General features: G+C 30.7%; 16 protein-coding genes. 1 reads left to right on the top strand and 15 read right to left on the bottom strand.

Translation table 11 applies throughout. The features are described 5' to 3' along the window. Positions 1 to 360: 360 nt before the first annotated feature. Positions 361 to 1,254, top strand: a complete 894-nt coding sequence (locus tag RT228_RS16805) for an IS982 family transposase (protein WP_286417830.1) — start codon at positions 361 to 363, stop codon at positions 1,252 to 1,254. Between the two features lie 159 nt (positions 1,255 to 1,413). Here RT228_RS16805 and RT228_RS16800 read toward each other — a convergent pair whose 3' ends face one another. From RT228_RS16800 to RT228_RS16730, 15 genes are all read right to left on the bottom strand, one after another. Then, entirely contained in the window at positions 1,414 to 2,553 is a 1,140-nt protein-coding gene (locus RT228_RS16800) for a DegT/DnrJ/EryC1/StrS family aminotransferase (RefSeq protein ID WP_313138976.1), read from the bottom strand. Between the two features lie 147 nt (positions 2,554 to 2,700). Beyond that, complete coding sequence (locus RT228_RS16795; protein WP_313138974.1) at positions 2,701 to 3,300, bottom strand: acetyltransferase; 600 nt, start codon at positions 3,298 to 3,300, stop codon at positions 2,701 to 2,703. Between the two features lie 13 nt (positions 3,301 to 3,313). After that, entirely contained in the window at positions 3,314 to 3,958 is a 645-nt protein-coding gene (locus tag RT228_RS16790) for an acetyltransferase (RefSeq protein ID WP_313138972.1), read from the bottom strand. 10 nt (positions 3,959 to 3,968) lie between these two features. Further along, on the bottom strand, positions 3,969 to 4,574 hold the full coding sequence (locus RT228_RS16785; RefSeq protein WP_313138970.1) for a sugar transferase: 606 nt from the start codon (positions 4,572 to 4,574) through the stop codon (positions 3,969 to 3,971). Between the two features lie 5 nt (positions 4,575 to 4,579). After that, the gene (locus RT228_RS16780) at positions 4,580 to 5,788 is read right to left on the bottom strand and encodes a glycosyltransferase family 4 protein (RefSeq protein ID WP_313138968.1); all 1,209 of its coding nucleotides are present in this window, start codon (positions 5,786 to 5,788) and stop codon (positions 4,580 to 4,582) included. Between the two features lie 3 nt (positions 5,789 to 5,791). After that, positions 5,792 to 7,054, bottom strand: coding sequence for a hypothetical protein (locus RT228_RS16775; RefSeq protein WP_313138966.1), 1,263 nt, complete (start codon positions 7,052 to 7,054; stop codon positions 5,792 to 5,794). Beyond that, positions 7,051 to 8,088 carry a glycosyltransferase gene (locus RT228_RS16770; RefSeq protein WP_313138964.1) on the bottom strand — a complete coding sequence of 346 codons (1,038 nt, stop codon included), beginning with the start codon at positions 8,086 to 8,088 and terminating at the stop codon, positions 7,051 to 7,053. Before RT228_RS16770 ends, RT228_RS16775 begins: the two co-directional genes overlap by 4 nt. An 8-nt stretch (positions 8,089 to 8,096) precedes the next feature. Then, a complete protein-coding gene (locus tag RT228_RS16765; RefSeq protein ID WP_313138962.1) occupies positions 8,097 to 9,311 on the bottom strand; it encodes a hypothetical protein in 1,215 nt (404 codons plus the stop codon). Then, on the bottom strand, positions 9,311 to 10,384 hold the full coding sequence (locus RT228_RS16760; RefSeq protein WP_313138960.1) for a hypothetical protein: 1,074 nt from the start codon (positions 10,382 to 10,384) through the stop codon (positions 9,311 to 9,313). Before RT228_RS16760 ends, RT228_RS16765 begins: the two co-directional genes overlap by 1 nt. Before the next feature lie 40 nt (positions 10,385 to 10,424). Next, complete coding sequence (locus tag RT228_RS16755; RefSeq protein WP_313138958.1) at positions 10,425 to 11,069, bottom strand: acetyltransferase; 645 nt, start codon at positions 11,067 to 11,069, stop codon at positions 10,425 to 10,427. A gap of 2 nt (positions 11,070 to 11,071) precedes the next feature. Then, a complete protein-coding gene (locus RT228_RS16750; protein WP_313138956.1) occupies positions 11,072 to 12,145 on the bottom strand; it encodes a DegT/DnrJ/EryC1/StrS family aminotransferase in 1,074 nt (357 codons plus the stop codon). 1 nt (position 12,146) lies between these two features. After that, positions 12,147 to 13,586, bottom strand: coding sequence for a lipopolysaccharide biosynthesis protein (locus RT228_RS16745; RefSeq protein ID WP_313138954.1), 1,440 nt, complete (start codon positions 13,584 to 13,586; stop codon positions 12,147 to 12,149). Then, a complete protein-coding gene (gene rfbA / locus RT228_RS16740; protein WP_313138952.1) occupies positions 13,587 to 14,459 on the bottom strand; it encodes a glucose-1-phosphate thymidylyltransferase RfbA in 873 nt (290 codons plus the stop codon). A 197-nt stretch (positions 14,460 to 14,656) separates the two neighbouring features. Continuing rightward, a complete protein-coding gene (gene rfbB / locus RT228_RS16735; RefSeq protein WP_313138950.1) occupies positions 14,657 to 15,703 on the bottom strand; it encodes a dTDP-glucose 4,6-dehydratase in 1,047 nt (348 codons plus the stop codon). Between the two features lie 19 nt (positions 15,704 to 15,722). Next, a complete protein-coding gene (locus RT228_RS16730) occupies positions 15,723 to 17,018 on the bottom strand; it encodes a nucleotide sugar dehydrogenase (RefSeq protein ID WP_313138948.1) in 1,296 nt (431 codons plus the stop codon). Positions 17,019 to 17,034: the final 16 nt, after the last annotated feature.

Below are 17,034 nucleotides of genomic sequence, written 5' to 3'. Positions count from 1 at the left end.
CGGAATCACCTGTTCAGTTTAGACCGGAATTACCTGTTCAGTTTAGACCGGAATATCCACAAAAAGAACAGTGCATAGTTGACAACTAATTAATATACAGTTTATAGTTGCAACCTTGCCTTTCAGGCATAAATAAAATTATATAGATAGTGTATACTCCACCTCTTCCCTCTTAACAGGAAAAGAATAATACCACCACATACCACGCATAACATTTCCCTTTAAAGAGAAGAGAGAGTATATCAATTCACTCAATCAACTCCCTACTAACCTGAGTTCGATTAATATTAATGCATAAAAAAAGGTAAAAATCCCTATATCTAAGTATCTGAAATTTAAATATATAAAAGATTTTTACCTATGATTTGTTTCGATAAAATTACTGATATTTTTTGTATTGTAGATGAGTTCTGCAAAGATTTTGAAAATTCTACTAAATCATTTCTTTTAGGGAGTCCTTCAAAACGGCCACCTAGAATGTCTAAATCCGAAGTAATCACCATTTATCTTCTATTTCATTTAAGTGGTTTTCGTTGTTTTAAGCATTTTTATATTTATTATGTCCAAAAACATATGACTAAAGAATTTCCTAATACTGTTTCTTATAATCGTTTTGTAGAGCTGATGCAATCAGTGATTATGCCCATGACTATTTTTGCTAAAACATGTTGTTTAGGCAAGTGTACAGGCATTTCTTTTGTAGATTCTACTCCAATTCAGGTTTGTAAAACTAAAAGAATTAGTAGAAACAAGGTTTTTAAAAATATAGCAACAACTGGTAAGTCAACTATTGGTTGGTTCCATGGTTTTAAACTTCACATCATTATTAATGATAAAGGAGAAATCTTAAGCTTTGCCATCACTCAAGCTAATGTAAATGACCGTGATCCTTTAAAAAATGAAGGATTCTTAAATAATATCTTTGGAAAACTATTCGGTGATAAGGGATATATTGGCGCTAAGCTTGCTGAATTACTGTTTCTAGATGGAATTGAATTAATTACCAGTATAAGAAATAATATGAAGAACTCCCTTATGAGTATGTCTGATAAAATACTACTTAGAAAAAGATCAGTAATTGAAACTGTTAACGATGAATTAAAAAATGTATGTCAGGTAGAACACTCTAGACATAGATCACCTATTAACTTCTTTACTAACCTTATCGCTGGAATTATTGCATATCATTTCTTGCCTAAGAAACCTGCCATTAGATATGAGAAAGTAATAACTAATCAATTAGCCTTGTTATAATCGAACTCAGGTTACTAAACAAAGCAAACAGCTCCCTAGCCAAAGACGACTTCTACAAAAAAAGCTATTGTCTAAAGACAACAGCTTTTTATATACTTTCAATTTTACTCTTCTGAAACTATCAAAATTACAAAAAAATAAAACTGCAACTTAACAAAATTACCTATTTAAAAACGCTTTCACTGCCACAGCGATACGCTCTCTTTCCTCATCTGTTAGATTACTTCCAGAAGGTAAGCACAATCCACAGTCAAATAAATGCTCTGCTACTTGCCCTCCGTAGTATGGAGCGTTTTCGAAGATAGGTTGCATATGCATAGGTTTCCAAAGTGGGCGAGTCTCGATATTCTCTTCTAATAATGCTAAACGCAATTGCTCTCTATTCTTACCTGCTACAGCCTCATCAATCGTAATACAACTCAACCAATGGTTAGAGAAGAAATCAGCTGTAGGCTCTACAAATACCGTTACTCCTGCGATATCTTTAAACAACTCTTGGTAGAACTTATTATTCGCGCGACGAGCTGCGATACGATCACTTAATACCTCCATTTGTCCACGTCCAATCCCTGCTACGATATTACTCATACGGTAGTTATACCCAATATGTGAGTGTTGGTAGTGAGGTGCATTATCACGAGCTTGAGTAGATAAGAACACAGTGTGTTCTTTGTGTTCTTTAGTTTGAGATACCAAAGCTCCCCCTCCTGAAGTGGTGATAATCTTATTTCCATTGAAGCTCAATGCAGCTAACTCACCAAAAGTACCACACTGACGACCTTTGTACGTACTTCCTAATCCTTCTGCAGCATCTTCTAATACAGGAACTTCGTATTTTTTAGCCACAGCCATGATCTCGTCCATCTTCGCAGGCATTCCGTATAAATGTACAGGTAAGATGGCTTTTGGCTTTTTACCAGTTGCTATTGTACGCGCCTTAATCGCTTCTTCTAGTGCTACAGGACACATATTCCAAGTATCTGCCTCACTATCCACAAATACTGGTTTTGCCCCTAAATATGCGATTGGATTAGCCGATGCAGAGAACGTCATCGTTTGACAGATCACTTCGTCTCCTGCCTCTACTCCTAGATTGATTAACCCCATGTGTAAAGCCGCTGTACCAGCACTTAATGCTGCTACTTGCACTCCTTCACCTAAGAAAGACTCTAAATCTTCTTCGAATCCGTTTACGTTAGGTCCTAATGGAGCCACCCAGTTTGTGTCAAATGCTTCGTGTATATACTTCAGCTCTTGTCCCCCCATATGAGGAGAAGATAACCATATTTTTGATTTCATTATATCGTAGTTTTTTATTCTTTTTTAAGTCCATAAAGATAAGCATTTCTAAAATACAATATTCTCAAATTGGGTGAGATTATTTGTATTTTGAGGGAAGTCTCATATAATTAATTTGTATAAAAAAAGCATCCCATTAAGAATGCCTTAGCTATTATTGTATTTTATAATCTTTCCTGGATTGCCTACTACTACAGCATAATCAGGTATGTCTTTTATAATTACAGTTCCTGCTCCTATAGTACACCACTTTCCAATCTTTATCCCTTGTATTACAGAAGTTCCAATTCCTATATGTGTTCCCTCTCCTACCTCTACATTTCCTGCTAATCCAACATTGGGAGATATATGTACATAATCTTCTATTATACAATCGTGATCTATAGATGCATTGGTATTAATAATACAGTGTTTTCCTATTTTCGACTCACTATTTATTGTTGCTCCCATCATGACTACAGTTCCTTTGTCTATAATAGTACGTTTACTTACATTAGCTCTAGGCGATACAACACTCTTATACTCTAACTCTTCATTACGTTCTATTAGAGATTTTCTTATTTGATTATCTCCAATACTTACTATAGCATTACCTTTTATTCCATCTAATGTTCTTCCAATAATTGGATAACCTAAAACTTCTTCTATAGAAGAATTAGCATCTATAAAACCAGTAATTTCTAAGTTATTCTCTTCTAAAACTTCTGCTACAACCTTACCATGACCACTCGCTCCTACCAAATACATCAATTAACTTTTATTATTCATGGAACTTGATTGGTTTTGCTGGCACACCTACTGCTGTACATTTTGCTGGTAAAGTTTTAGATACAACAGCACCTGCTCCTACAATAGTATATTCTCCGATTTCTAACAAATTTATAATCTTTGCTCCTGTTCCAACATAAACACCTTCTCCTATAACTACTTCTCCTGAAATATTAACAGATGGCATAAATGAAGCATAGCTATTAATCACTGTATCATGTCCAACTGTACAAGACAAATTAAGAATAACAAAATCTCTAATATCAATATTACAAGTAATAATAGATCCTGCACAAACTATATTTCCTTTACCCAAACTCACAAAATCATCTGATACAATAGCATTAGGCGAAATAATATTTGGATAACTAACTAAAGGATTCTCTATTAAAGATACTATTTTTGACTTTGTCTTAGGATCTCCTATAGAAATTACTAAAGAAACCTCCTCTTTCAACATATTAATATCTTTTACACCACCTAGTACAGGATAATTATTAATGATATTTCCCTTTTCTATTCCATCATCATAAAAACCTATAAACTCATATATCTTCTCTTGTTTATTAATGCTATCTATGATCGTTTTAACCTCTCTACCAAAACCACCTGCTCCAAATATTGCAATTTTTTTCATATCTATATTTTTAATTATTACCATTAAATGCTTCCGCTGTCGCCTGTCCTTCTTGTGATATACCTTCTCTAACAAACACCTTTTTTATCGTTAGAAAGAAAATCTTAATGTCTAAAACAAAACTAATATGATCTACATAATACACATCTAATTCAAACTTACGTTTCCAAGAAATAGCATTGCGTCCATTGACTTGTGCCCATCCCGTAATACCAGGTTTGACTTCATGTCTTCTTTTTTGCTCATCATTGTATAATGCTAAATATTGAGGCAAAAGAGGTCTAGGCCCTATCAAACTCATATCTCCTTTAAAAACATTAATTAATTGAGGTATCTCGTCTAAAGAAGTTTTACGCACAAAAGCCCCTATAGAAGTCAAACGCTCTGCATCAGATAGCAAATCACCCTTGCTATCCGTTTTATCGTTCATTGTTTTAAACTTTACAATCTTAAAGATATGGCCACCTTTTCCTGGGCGCGCCTGAAAGAAAAAAGGTTTACCTTGATTAGCAAAAAACAACCCAATCATTACAAATAAAAAAATTGGACTCAACAATATAAGTCCTACTAGAGCTGCTATAAAGTCAAATATCCTTTTTAAAAAATGTTTATACATTATAATTAACTAATATCATTAATAAGATTTAAGTACTTTTCACTCGCTACATCCAATGAATAATATTCATTAGCTAATTGAAAAGCTTTATTTCCTTGATTTAGATTCAAATCTATATCCCTTGTATAATTAACAAATTCCTTTGCTACTTCATAATCAATATTAACAGGTAAAACATATCCAATATTTTCTTTTCTAATAATATCTGCCTGCCAACCTTCGTGATTAATTAAGATTGGTCTAGCTGCTGCTAATGTATCAAAAAACTTGTTTGCAGAATTTACCCAAAGTTCTTTTATATCAACAACAAATGAACTTCCCATAGATACACTATTATACCACAATGGTAGTTCGCATTTCGAAATAGGTTCTTTTATAAACACATTTTTATTATAGACCTTCTTCTCTTTTGCCAATTCAATAATTTCTAATTTCTTAGCTCCAGAACCAATCAATATAAAAACAACACTTGGGTCAATCTTATATGTAAACTCTGCTAACTCTACAACCTTATGAATACCATTTACTTGACCAAAAGTACCAGCATACAATACACTAAACCTAGGAGTCACACCAAGCACTTTTTTAAAATCTACTGTAGAATCATCATAATTAAAACGATCTATTTCAGAAATATTTTCTACTACCACATTTGTCTTACTTCTAAATTGAGGATATCTCTTTATAATGGAAGCTTGCATATCAACCGATAATGGGACTATTGCATTAGCATTTTTGTAAATAATATATTCGAGTTTATATAATAACTTAATTACTATTTTATTTCTAATAGCACCTATAGCAACAACTGCTTCAGGCCATACATCTCTTGTTTCAAAAATAAAAGGTGTATTATCTTTCCACTTCTTCAATAGTGCTGGAATACCGATTGTTAAAGGAGTAGAAGTTGCTAAAACTAAATCACATTTAATTTTTGACAAATGGAAAAATGACAATATTAAAAACTTCATAAAAGCACTAATTCTTTTTACTATACCAAAAGAATTATCATATGGCAAATATAAATAATGAACTTCTATACCATCTTGCATAATTTCTGTCCACCTCTTACCACTATATTTTATATCTGAAGATGTTGTCAGAATAATAACCTTAATCCCTTTCTTGATAAATCTCTTAGCTAAGTCATATGATCTAGTTCCTCCATTTTCATTAGGGAACTTAAAATATTGATGTAAATATACTAATTTCATAAACTAATTTAATCGCATTAAAGCAATAGCTCTTTTTCCACTTTTCACTGTATCAAAACAAACGTATTTACCATCTTTAGATACAGTAGGATGTAAATCACATGCTATATGTTTAGTAGGTATTTTTGTTTGAAACTTATTAGGAGAATAGACACTCGCTAAAAGTTCTACTTCTGATGTATTAACGTCTACTAAATATAACTTTGACATTCTAAATTTATCTCCGTAAGTATCTGTAACAAACTTACTATTTCCTAAAAAAGATTGATGACCATCAGAATTCAATCTCGGATATGCTACCTTATGACTATTAATTAAGTCCTCAATTTTAAATAGAACATGACAGTCAATACCTTCATAATTACAATAAACTATGATTTCATTATTTTCATTCCACACATAATGAGAAACCATGTAACCAGTTGGTAAAGAGAACAATTCTTTCTTTGCTAAATCATAAATCATAAATCTAGTATAACGTTTTCTTGTATCATCTCCAACCCATCTATGAAAAAAAGCTATATATTTATTATCATTAGAAAATAAAGAATGAGTAACATAATGATTTGAGACACTAGCTCCTATCTCTTCTTTTACTAACTCGTATAACTTCTTCAAAGAAACTAATAAACTTGATGTATTAGTTTTTAAATCTACTAAAAACAGTCCACTTTTCTCTGGATATTGATTATCAATATAACTATAATCATCTTCATAACAATATCCATATCCAGGCATATACTTTTCTAAACGCTCATAACTAAAGGATGTAGCAAATCTACCATCATGTGATACAGAGTCAATAGGCATACATACTTCTTTACTTTCTAGAGTATTAATATCATATACTATTGAAAGTAAAGTCCCCTCTTTAGAAACTGTATTATAGATTAATTTATCAACCGTTAGCCACTGCAAACGACACCCTTTATGATAATTCCATGATAATGATTCCCCAACTTTCACATAATCTCCAAACTTCCCATTATCTAAAAGAAAAAAACCAACATCTAGTGATTCTCCTTTTAGTGGCATACGTAAATCAAAATATAACTTATTTGCTAACAACTTATCATTACTTTCAGAAAAAGGTAATGTATCATGGAAACCGTAAAAATAATTCTCTTTTATACGAATAGGGTTAACAGAAAATTCCTTTTTACGTGGTAATAAATCAAATAATCCTTGATAAACATTTCGTATAAATAATTTCAACCATGGAGTTTTCTTAACTAAATCATAAACCAATTTCTCTATTTTATTCATTTTAAATCTTTTAAAACATTAACAAAATTATTAACCATAACACTAGATTTAAGATTTTTTAAAAAATATGAATAGCAATTATATATATATTTTTCTTTCGTCATTCTATACAAGATAGAAGCTAATTCATCAATGTTATCAAAAACAATCGAATTTTCTTTTGTTAAATAATTAAACTCAGGTCCAACTTGTTTTAATCTACATGTAACAACTGGAACACCATAAGCAAAACTATTAATAACACCTAATCCAACATTGTAAGGTGACAAGTAACAAATCGCTCTCTTAAAATAATGTTTTATTTCCTCATCGTTATAAACTCCTGGATAAAACTCTATATATTCATTAATACCTAAAGTATCAACACAATCAATTAATTCTGTTTTATAATCTCCATCTCCAACAATACATAATTTATAAGGTTCTGCAAATTCCTCCTTACATAATTGAATATATTTATTATAATTCAAAATCATTTCTTTTAAACCTTTTCGTTCTTGTATCCTACCAAAATACAAAAAGCAATCTTTTTTATATGTACTAAGATCTTCATTATTAATTACCTCTACAGTATTATTATATGCTATGACTTTATTTCTATCTTTTATGTTTAATATAGTTAGCAATTCCTCCTTTTTAAAATCGTTATATACAAGGATTTTTGATGCTTGAGAACTTGTTAACTTACGCAAAGCATTAATTAAACAACTCTCATTAGATCCTAAGCCCTTACCCCAAAAAACAAATTTCTTTTTAAAAAAAACCCCCATCCAACAAGTCAAAATTCTAAGATTATACGAAGCTATAATAACATCTGCTTCAACAAAATCACGAAAGCCTCCTAAATGCACCCCCAATTTATTAGACCCTATAAAAGGGACTTCTAGATTCTTATAACTCCCTTTCTTTCCATTATAGATTCTTTTTGAATGTACTACTTTAAAATCAGTAATAAAATCTACTTTACTTAATGCTTCGAATAAAAAATTTCGATAACTAGGAATACCTGCTTCCAATAAAACAACTACTTTCATAAATTACATTAATATATCTTTTGTTTTAAACTTTGTTCTATACTTAAAACAACAGCCATACTACTCCACAACCAAACGGCAGTGTATATTGATCCACTAAACATATTCATACAAAAAGCCTGAATAAATATAACACCAATCCAAAAGTATTTTTTTTCAACTTTCACTAAATTATATGTTGCTTTCCAAGCTTTATAAAATAGAATTAACAAAGGAATAGTCCCTAAAATACCAACTACTTGAAAAGATTCTACTATCACATTATGAGCATAACCTTCCCAATTATTAACTCTTAATTTATCACCTATAATAGGATATTCCAAAAACTGATTAAATGATGTTTTCCAAATGCCAATACGAGAAGCTGAACTTGAACCTGAGTCAATATCTTGACCAATACTTAAAAAACGTTCTATTAGCCCACTTTTAAAATATAAGTCTAAAAAAATTAAAAAGCTACTAAAAATAATTAGTCCGAAAAAGTATTTTATCCAACTAACAATACTATTTTGAGCTACTATATAAACAATAAAAGGTATAAATATGCTAAATATACTTCCTCTTGACGCTCCCAAAAAAAATGGTATAACAGAAATAATAATACCAATTAATAAAATAATTTTATTAATTCGTTTTACCTTATTAAATAGTAAATAGAAAATGAAACAACCAATAATCATACTAGACGAATATGATAAAGATAAAGGTGACAACGTTGACTCATCTGTAGCGGTTCCACCTAAACGAGAAACGACACCAATATATTTACTATAGAATATCAATGCTAATAATGAGAAAGAAATCCCTCCAATTGCAAACCCTTTAAACATACTTACATTCAAAGAAATATGATATGGTAAAATACTAAAACACACAAAAGGCAAAAAAGCAAAAGAAACGAAAAAAAGCAATATACTTTCAACTGGTACATAGTAATATTCTTGATTAACGTAATCCAAGAAAATACGCAAAATATAACAGAAACTAAAAATAAAAAAACAACCTAACCAGGGGGCTTTCCTCAAAATTCGTAGATTAGACATAACCAACACTAACAACACTACCACTATTGATAACCTAACAGGAATAGTTAACTGTCTACTCGTTTCCCCTAACCCAATGTTAAAAAAAAGCAACAGAACCGCATAATAACCTATAAATGTAAAAAAAAACAAAAAAAATAATCCTTTTTTATATATTTTAGAGCCGTTATATATTAACATTAAACTAATTTATTAAAATTCATAAAAGTTTTCCAGTTTTCAATAATTAAATCTTCATCTAAATGATTATTAATAATATGATAGTTCTCCAGTTTTTCATTATAAGTTAATGATTGTAAAAAAACGTCTTCATTGATACCCTTTAATTCAGATACATGAAAAACTTTACAACCTAAAGATATCATCCATTCGTAATTAATACCATCAAGATACAGTTTTTTTCCTAACCTCAGACAAGTATAAATTGCTCCTAATCCAGTCTGTTGTTTTAATCCGCAAACATAAACATCACAATTACTCATATAATCATAATACTCTTCTAAAGAATATAAATTCGTATCCATTATAAAATTATCTCCAAAAATAGTTTGTCCCCTTTTAGCCAAATTCTCTGATACCCTTGATTCCTTAAAAGAATAATTCAACATACAATTTACTTTAACTGATAGTTCAAATTTAGGAAGAGCTTCTATCAAACCTAAATAACTATTAATACACGATGAATTATTACCTAAATAAACTTTATAATGTTTTTTATCTACATTAGCATCGAAAAGTTCTTTTACTTTATCTATACTAAAAGGAAACTTACTAGCACTGCCTAAATAACGGACTAAAGTTGGATTAACCACTTTATAATCTTTTTTTAAACTTTGCCCATCTTGTGGCATTAAAACACCAATCTTACAAAATGACTTATAAAGCCAATATTTAAATGGAGTAAAAATAATAGATTTCCAATTATTATAATTAATCTTTGCCCCAGCTCCCCAACACACCCAACTGACCCTAGGATATTTATAAATGAAGCGCCACATTAAACCATAAGGCGTACCATGTAAAATTACATGCTCTACATTTTTTAAGTCTTTACTTATTTTAGAAAAATCTGAAAACGAACTTACAAGTACGTAATGTGTATAATTGAATTTATCAAATAATTCTATATAAAGAGAATACTTTTCATTGGAACAAAAAACAATAAAATACTGATTTCCTCCAATTTTTATAAAATCTTCTATAAGTGTTGGTACTAAATGCGTACGATTTCCAGTAAATACATGTAAATTCATCTTACTATATTAATATTTTATTTAAAATAAATTAAAACATCTAACAATTATTACAATCTAAATGCTTAATAACTTTACCAGGTGATCCTGCAAAAAAAACATTTGAAGGTACATCTTCTAATACCAAGCTATTAGCGCCAATTATAGCATTCTTACCTATCTTAACTCTTGGAGCAATAGTTGTATTAGAACCTATAAAAACATTATTACCAATATCACAATTACCAGATATACTTACATTAGGACATACTTCTACAAACTCACCTAACACACAGTCGTGTCCTATAGTTGAATTAATATTAATTAAACTTCCTTTTTTAATTAATGTATCGTTATTAATAATCACTCCAAAAGAAATATTGACTCCCTCCTCAATAATAACATTATAACTTCCCAGATGGGCATGTTCACTAATTGTAGAAACGAAATTTCCACCTCTATTTAAAAGCTCATTATATATTTTTTCTCTTAAAATAGGATTTCCAATTCCAATAGTAAAATCTTTATTATACTTAAATCTTTCTTCAATTTCTTCGAATGTTTTAAGTATAGAAAATTTATCATATAATAAATCTCCAATATTAGGCGTGACATTATCAAAAAAAAACAGTTCTTTTGAATAACCATTTCTTGTTAAAATCTCTAATACATTCTTAGCAAATCCTGATGCTCCAAATATTAACATCCTTAAATACTTTTTATAATTCTACATATGCGTTTTACATCAGAAACTTCTAAATCAAAATAGAACGGTAAACAAATAGCTCTTTTTGCTATATCCTCTGTTACATCTAACATTTGCTTTGGTAAATATGGTAAAGCTGAGGCCAAAGAAGGATAAAAATAACGACGTATATGAATATCTTCTTTTGCTAACACTTCTCTCACTCTAAACAACAATTCTTCACTTTCTAAGACTAAAGGATAATATGGATAATTCATTGTAGCACCACTTCTCCAAATTGGTTGTACAGCAGCAAAATCTTTTAGTCCTTCTGTAAATACTTCATATAATTGTTTACGTTTACTATGTATCCTATCAATATATTTCAGATTCACAATTCCCATAGCTGCATGTAATTCAGAATTTTTTCCATTTAACCCTAAATCAGAAAAACTATCAAAATCTGCAATACCAAAATTTCGTATTCTTTTTAATTTATCATTTAATTCTTCACCCTTAGCTACTATAAAACCACCTTCTGTACTATGATATAATTTTGTCGCATGTAAAGAACAAGTAGAAATATCTCCATACTCGAATATAGACTTTCCTTTATACTCCACACCAAATGCGTGTGCACCATCATAAATAACCTTCAAATTATATTTCTTAGCAATAACATCAATTGCTTCCACATCACATGGATTACCATATACATGAGTTGCTAAAATTGCAACTGTATTTCCCGTTATAGCTTCTTCTATTTTTTTAACATCAATAGTTAATGTGCTTGGCTCAATATCTACAAAAATAGGTGTACATCCCTCCCATACAATGGTACTAGTAGTTGCTACAAATGAAAAAGGGGTTGTAATTATTTCTCCTTTTAAATCCAACGCTTTTATAGCCATCTGTAGAGCGACTGTTCCATTTGTTACGAACAATAAATTACTAACATTTAATTGTTTTTGTAATTTGATTTCTAATTCAGTAGCTAATGGTCCCATATTAGTTAACCATTGGCGTTCCCATATTCCTTTTACTATTTCATTAAATTCTTCTATTGGAGGAAGAAAAGGTTTTACAACTGGAATCATATTATTTTATTTTTTCTTTAATTAAATTTATACAATAAAACATTGGTGGAAACTTAAACAAATAACTCAGTCCCAAATAAACTATTCCACCTAAAAAAACACCTGATAACAATTTCACTAAATCTGAACTTACAGGGAACAGATAAAAATATAGTAAAATTGTAAATGCACTAATACAACTAATTAAAAGTATAGGTAACATATCGAAAAACTGTTGTTTCTGTGAATAATTAATCATATCAGCGCTATAATGTGTATTTATCAATAATGCTATATATGAAGTTATAACACTACTCCACACTAAACCATATATTCCAAACCAATAACCTATAAAAATTGCTACAATGATTACAAACTTTTTAATAATCTCTAATTTTAAAAACAAATCACTACGCCCATAAACCATAAATACATTTAAGTTAAATGCATGAATAGGATAGAACATCGTTCCTAAACATAGAATTTGAAAAAATGGTATCGCTTTATTCCATTCCTCTCCTAAGACAAGATTAAACAATGGTTCTGCTACCGCAGCCATAATCAACATCAAAGGAGCAATAATAAAAAAAGCTAATCTCAATATTATTCGATATACAGCACCAACTTTATTCTTGTCTTGTTGTATATTAGCCAATAAAGGATAAGTAACCTTTGAAATAACAGAAGTCAATACCGTTATTGGATACATATTAAAAGTACGAGAACGTTCAAAATAACCTAAAGTTACTGGACTATATAGTTTTCCAATTACTATATTATAAATATTTTGAAAAATTGTATTAATTAATCCAGAAAGCATCAATTTATAACCAAAGCCATAATGATACTTCGCTCTCTCTTTAGAATAAGAGAACGTTGGTTTCCAATTTGAAGTACTCCATAACATAATAGATTGAATAAATTGTGTTGTCAAATACATCCATACAATCGAATAAGCACCATATTCATTATACCCTAAAATTAAACCAACAATAACACCTATAATCGTCCCTGGAATATTTAATTTGGTAATCTTCTTAAACGCCATATCAGATGTCAATCTTGCTAATTGTACAGCAGAAAATGCTGAAATAACAAAGCTCAAACAATACACCCGAACTAATCCTATCAAAATAGGTTGTTTAAAAAAATCAGCTATTAATGGTGCAGAAAAAAAAAGAACACCATAAACAAAAGCACTCATCGATAAATTTAACCAAAATACAGTCGTATAATCTAGATTATCCTTTTCTCTTGCTCTAATCAATGAATTTGTTAAACCACTATCAGTTAATGAAGTTCCTATAGCAATAAATACAGCTATCATTCCTACTAAACCAAATTCAGCAGGTCCTAACCATCTCGCTAAAATCAATGTGGCAATAAAAGATAATCCTTTTAGTATAAAAGTATCTACTATTGTCCAAATAATCCCACCTATTGCTTGTCCTCTCAGCGACATCTATAAATCAAATCTTTTCTTAATATAATCGTAATAATCACCTTTTAATCCTTTAACTCTAGATGCCATTTCATCTCTTGAGATCCATTGATAAGTTAAGGCAATTTCTTCTAAACATGCTATCTTTAAAGAAGTACGTTTCTCTACTGCTTTTACAAATTCAGTAGCTTCTGTTAATGATTCATGTGTACCTGTATCTAACCATGCAAAACCACGACTCATAGTTTGTAATTTCAATTGATCTTCTGCTAAGTAAGTCTGATTCACAGAAGTTATCTCTAACTCTCCACGATGAGAAGGTTTAACTTCTTTTGCGATTCTCACTACAGAATTTGGGTAGAAATACAAACCTACTACAGCATAATTTGACTTAGGCTCTAGTGGCTTCTCTTCTAAACTCAGTACATTTCCTTCACTATCAAACTCAGCTACACCATAGCGTTCAGGGTCTTCTACATAGTAGCCAAATACTACCGCTTTCTTTTCTTCTTCTACTGTTTGAATTGAAGCTTTTAGTAGTTTTTGCATTCCAGCACCATAAAATATATTATCTCCTAATGCTAAACATACATCATCTGTTCCAATAAACTCCTCTCCTATAATGAAAGCTTGTGCCAATCCATCAGGACTAGGTTGTTCTGCATAACTCAATTGAATACCAAACTGACTCCCATCTCCAAAAAGTTTTTGAAAATTTGGTAAATCATGTGATGTAGAGATAATCAATATCTCACGGATACCTGCCAACATCAATACTGACAAAGGATAATAGATCATTGGCTTATCATATATTGGTAACAACTGCTTACTTACTGCTAGTGTTAATGGATGTAATCTAGTACCAGATCCACCTGCTAATATTATTCCTTTCATTTCTTCTCTTGTAATTTCGTTTTTTTGTGATTCTGTATTTTTGTTTTAAAAACTATATTTAAACAAGAACACAAACCCACAAATAGCATTTTTATAATTTTATCTTTTGTAATTTTGATTTTCTGTAATTCCGTATTTATATTATAAAGTAGATTGCCTTTAACAAGAATACGAAAAAACAAACAACAAAAAACAGTCTATTTATATTGAGCATCGTAATAATCTGCGTAAGCGCCACTTGTCACATTGTCTAACCATTCCTGATTATTCATATACCATTCAATCGTTCTAGCTAGACCTTCAGGAAAGGTAACAGATGGACTCCATCCCAACTCTTTATTAATCTTAGCAGCATCAATAGCATAACGCAAGTCATGTCCTGGTCTATCTTTTACAAAAGTAATTAAGTGCTCACTCTCACCTAAAGCACGTCCAAGGACAGTATCCATTTGTTTACATAACTCTTTAACTAAGTCGATATTCTGCCACTCATTAAAGCCTCCAATATTATAAGTCTCTGAATTACCTCCTTTGTGAAATACATCATCAATCGCTCTTGCATGATCAATAACATATAACCAGTCACGAGTATATTTGCCATTTCCATAGATAGGTAGTGGCTTCTTATTGATGATATTGTGAATACACAGTGGGATTAACTTCTCTGGGAAGTGATTTGGCCCATAATTATTAGAACAGTTACTTACTACATACGGCATGCCGTAAGTCTCTCCATACGCACGTACAAAGTGATCGGAACTCGCCTTAGAAGCAGAATATGGTGAATTAGGATCATAAGCTGTTGTTTCATAGAAAAAACCTGTTTCTCCTAAACTTCCATATACTTCATCAGTACTTACATGGTAGAAGCGCTTTCCTGCCCAATTCCCTTGCCATAAACCTTTAAAGGCTTGCAATAGATTCACTGTACCTATTACATTGGTTTTAACAAATGCCAATGGATCAGTAATCGAACGATCTACATGTGACTCTGCTGCTAGGTGTATTACTGCATCAAATTGCTCTTTTTGAAATAATTCATTGATAAATTGCTCATCTGTAATATCCCCTTTGATAAAGGTATAGTTAGGAGCATTTTCGACATCTCTTAAATTCTCTAGATTTCCTGCATAAGTCAATACATCCAAGTTATAAATAGAATACTCTGGATACTTATTTACAAACTGTCTAACAACGTGAGAACCTATAAAACCTGCTCCTCCTGTGATTACTATCTTTTTCATATTCTCTCTTCAATTTTTCTTATAATCTAGCGTCAACAATGTCTCTATCTAAACAAGCCTTCGTATCAAACACTACAGCATTATCAACAGTCAAATCCTTTAACTCTAATGTTAAGAACTGCTTATGAGCAACTGCTATTACAACAGCTTCATATTTTTTATCTTTTGGTAAATCATTTTCTATTTCAATACCATATTCATGATGTACCTCTGACGCTTTAGCCCATGGATCATAAACATCTACACTCACTCCAAATTTCTTTAACTCTTTATAGATATCAGCAACTTTAGTATTACGTACATCAGGACAATTCTCTTTAAAGGTAACTCCAAGAATAAGAATGTTAGCTCCTTTAATATGTAAGTCTTTCTCTATCATTAATTGGATAGTCTTAGACGCTACAAAAGATGCCATACGGTCATTTACTCTACGTCCAGACAAGATTACTTCTGGATGATAACCTAATTGAGTAGCTTTATGCGCTAAATAATAAGGATCTACAGAAATACAGTGTCCTCCTACTAATCCTGGTTTATACTTTAAGAAATTAAACTTCGTTCCTGCAGCATCTAACACATCATTAGTATCAATTCCTACTTTATCAAAAATTAAAGCTAATTCGTTTACAAAAGAGATATTTACATCACGTTGTGCATTCTCAATTGCTTTCGATGCTTCAGCAACTTTTAAAGAAGGTGCTAAATGCGTTCCTGCTTTAATAATTGTCTTATATAAATTATCTATTTCAACAGCTATTTCAGGTGTACTTCCTGATGTTACTTTCATAATAGTTGTTAAAGTATTCACCTTATCTCCTGGATTAATACGCTCTGGTGAATAACCAACATAAAAATCTTGATTAAACACTAATCCTGAAAATTCTTCTAATAAAGGTACACAAACTTCCTCTGTACAGCCGGGATAAACTGTAGATTCATAAATTACAATATCTCCTTTTTTTAACACCTTCCCTAACATAGTAGATGCTCCTCTTAATGGTTTTAAGTCAGGTGCATTAAACTCGTCAATAGGAGTTGGAACAGTTACTATAAATACATTAGCAGTACTTAATATTGATAAATCATTTGAAGCTTGGTATCCCTTTACGAAGTTATTTCCTTTTGCTTCTCTTAAAGAAGAATTTAATTGCTCTAAATCAGCCTCTAGAGTATGATCTTCTCCTCTATTTAACTCATCTACTCTTTCTTTATTAATATCAAATCCTATTATAGGAAAGTGTTTAGAAAACTCAATTGCTAAAGGTAATCCAACATACCCTTGTCCTATTACTGCTATTTTATAATCTGTTCTCATTGAGATTAAAATATTT

This window comes from Myroides sp. (assembly GCF_032073645.1).
Classification (GTDB): domain Bacteria; phylum Bacteroidota; class Bacteroidia; order Flavobacteriales; family Flavobacteriaceae; genus Flavobacterium; species Flavobacterium odoratimimum.
Note: the sequence above shows the minus strand (reverse complement) of the source record. Positions and strands in the feature narration are given on the sequence as shown.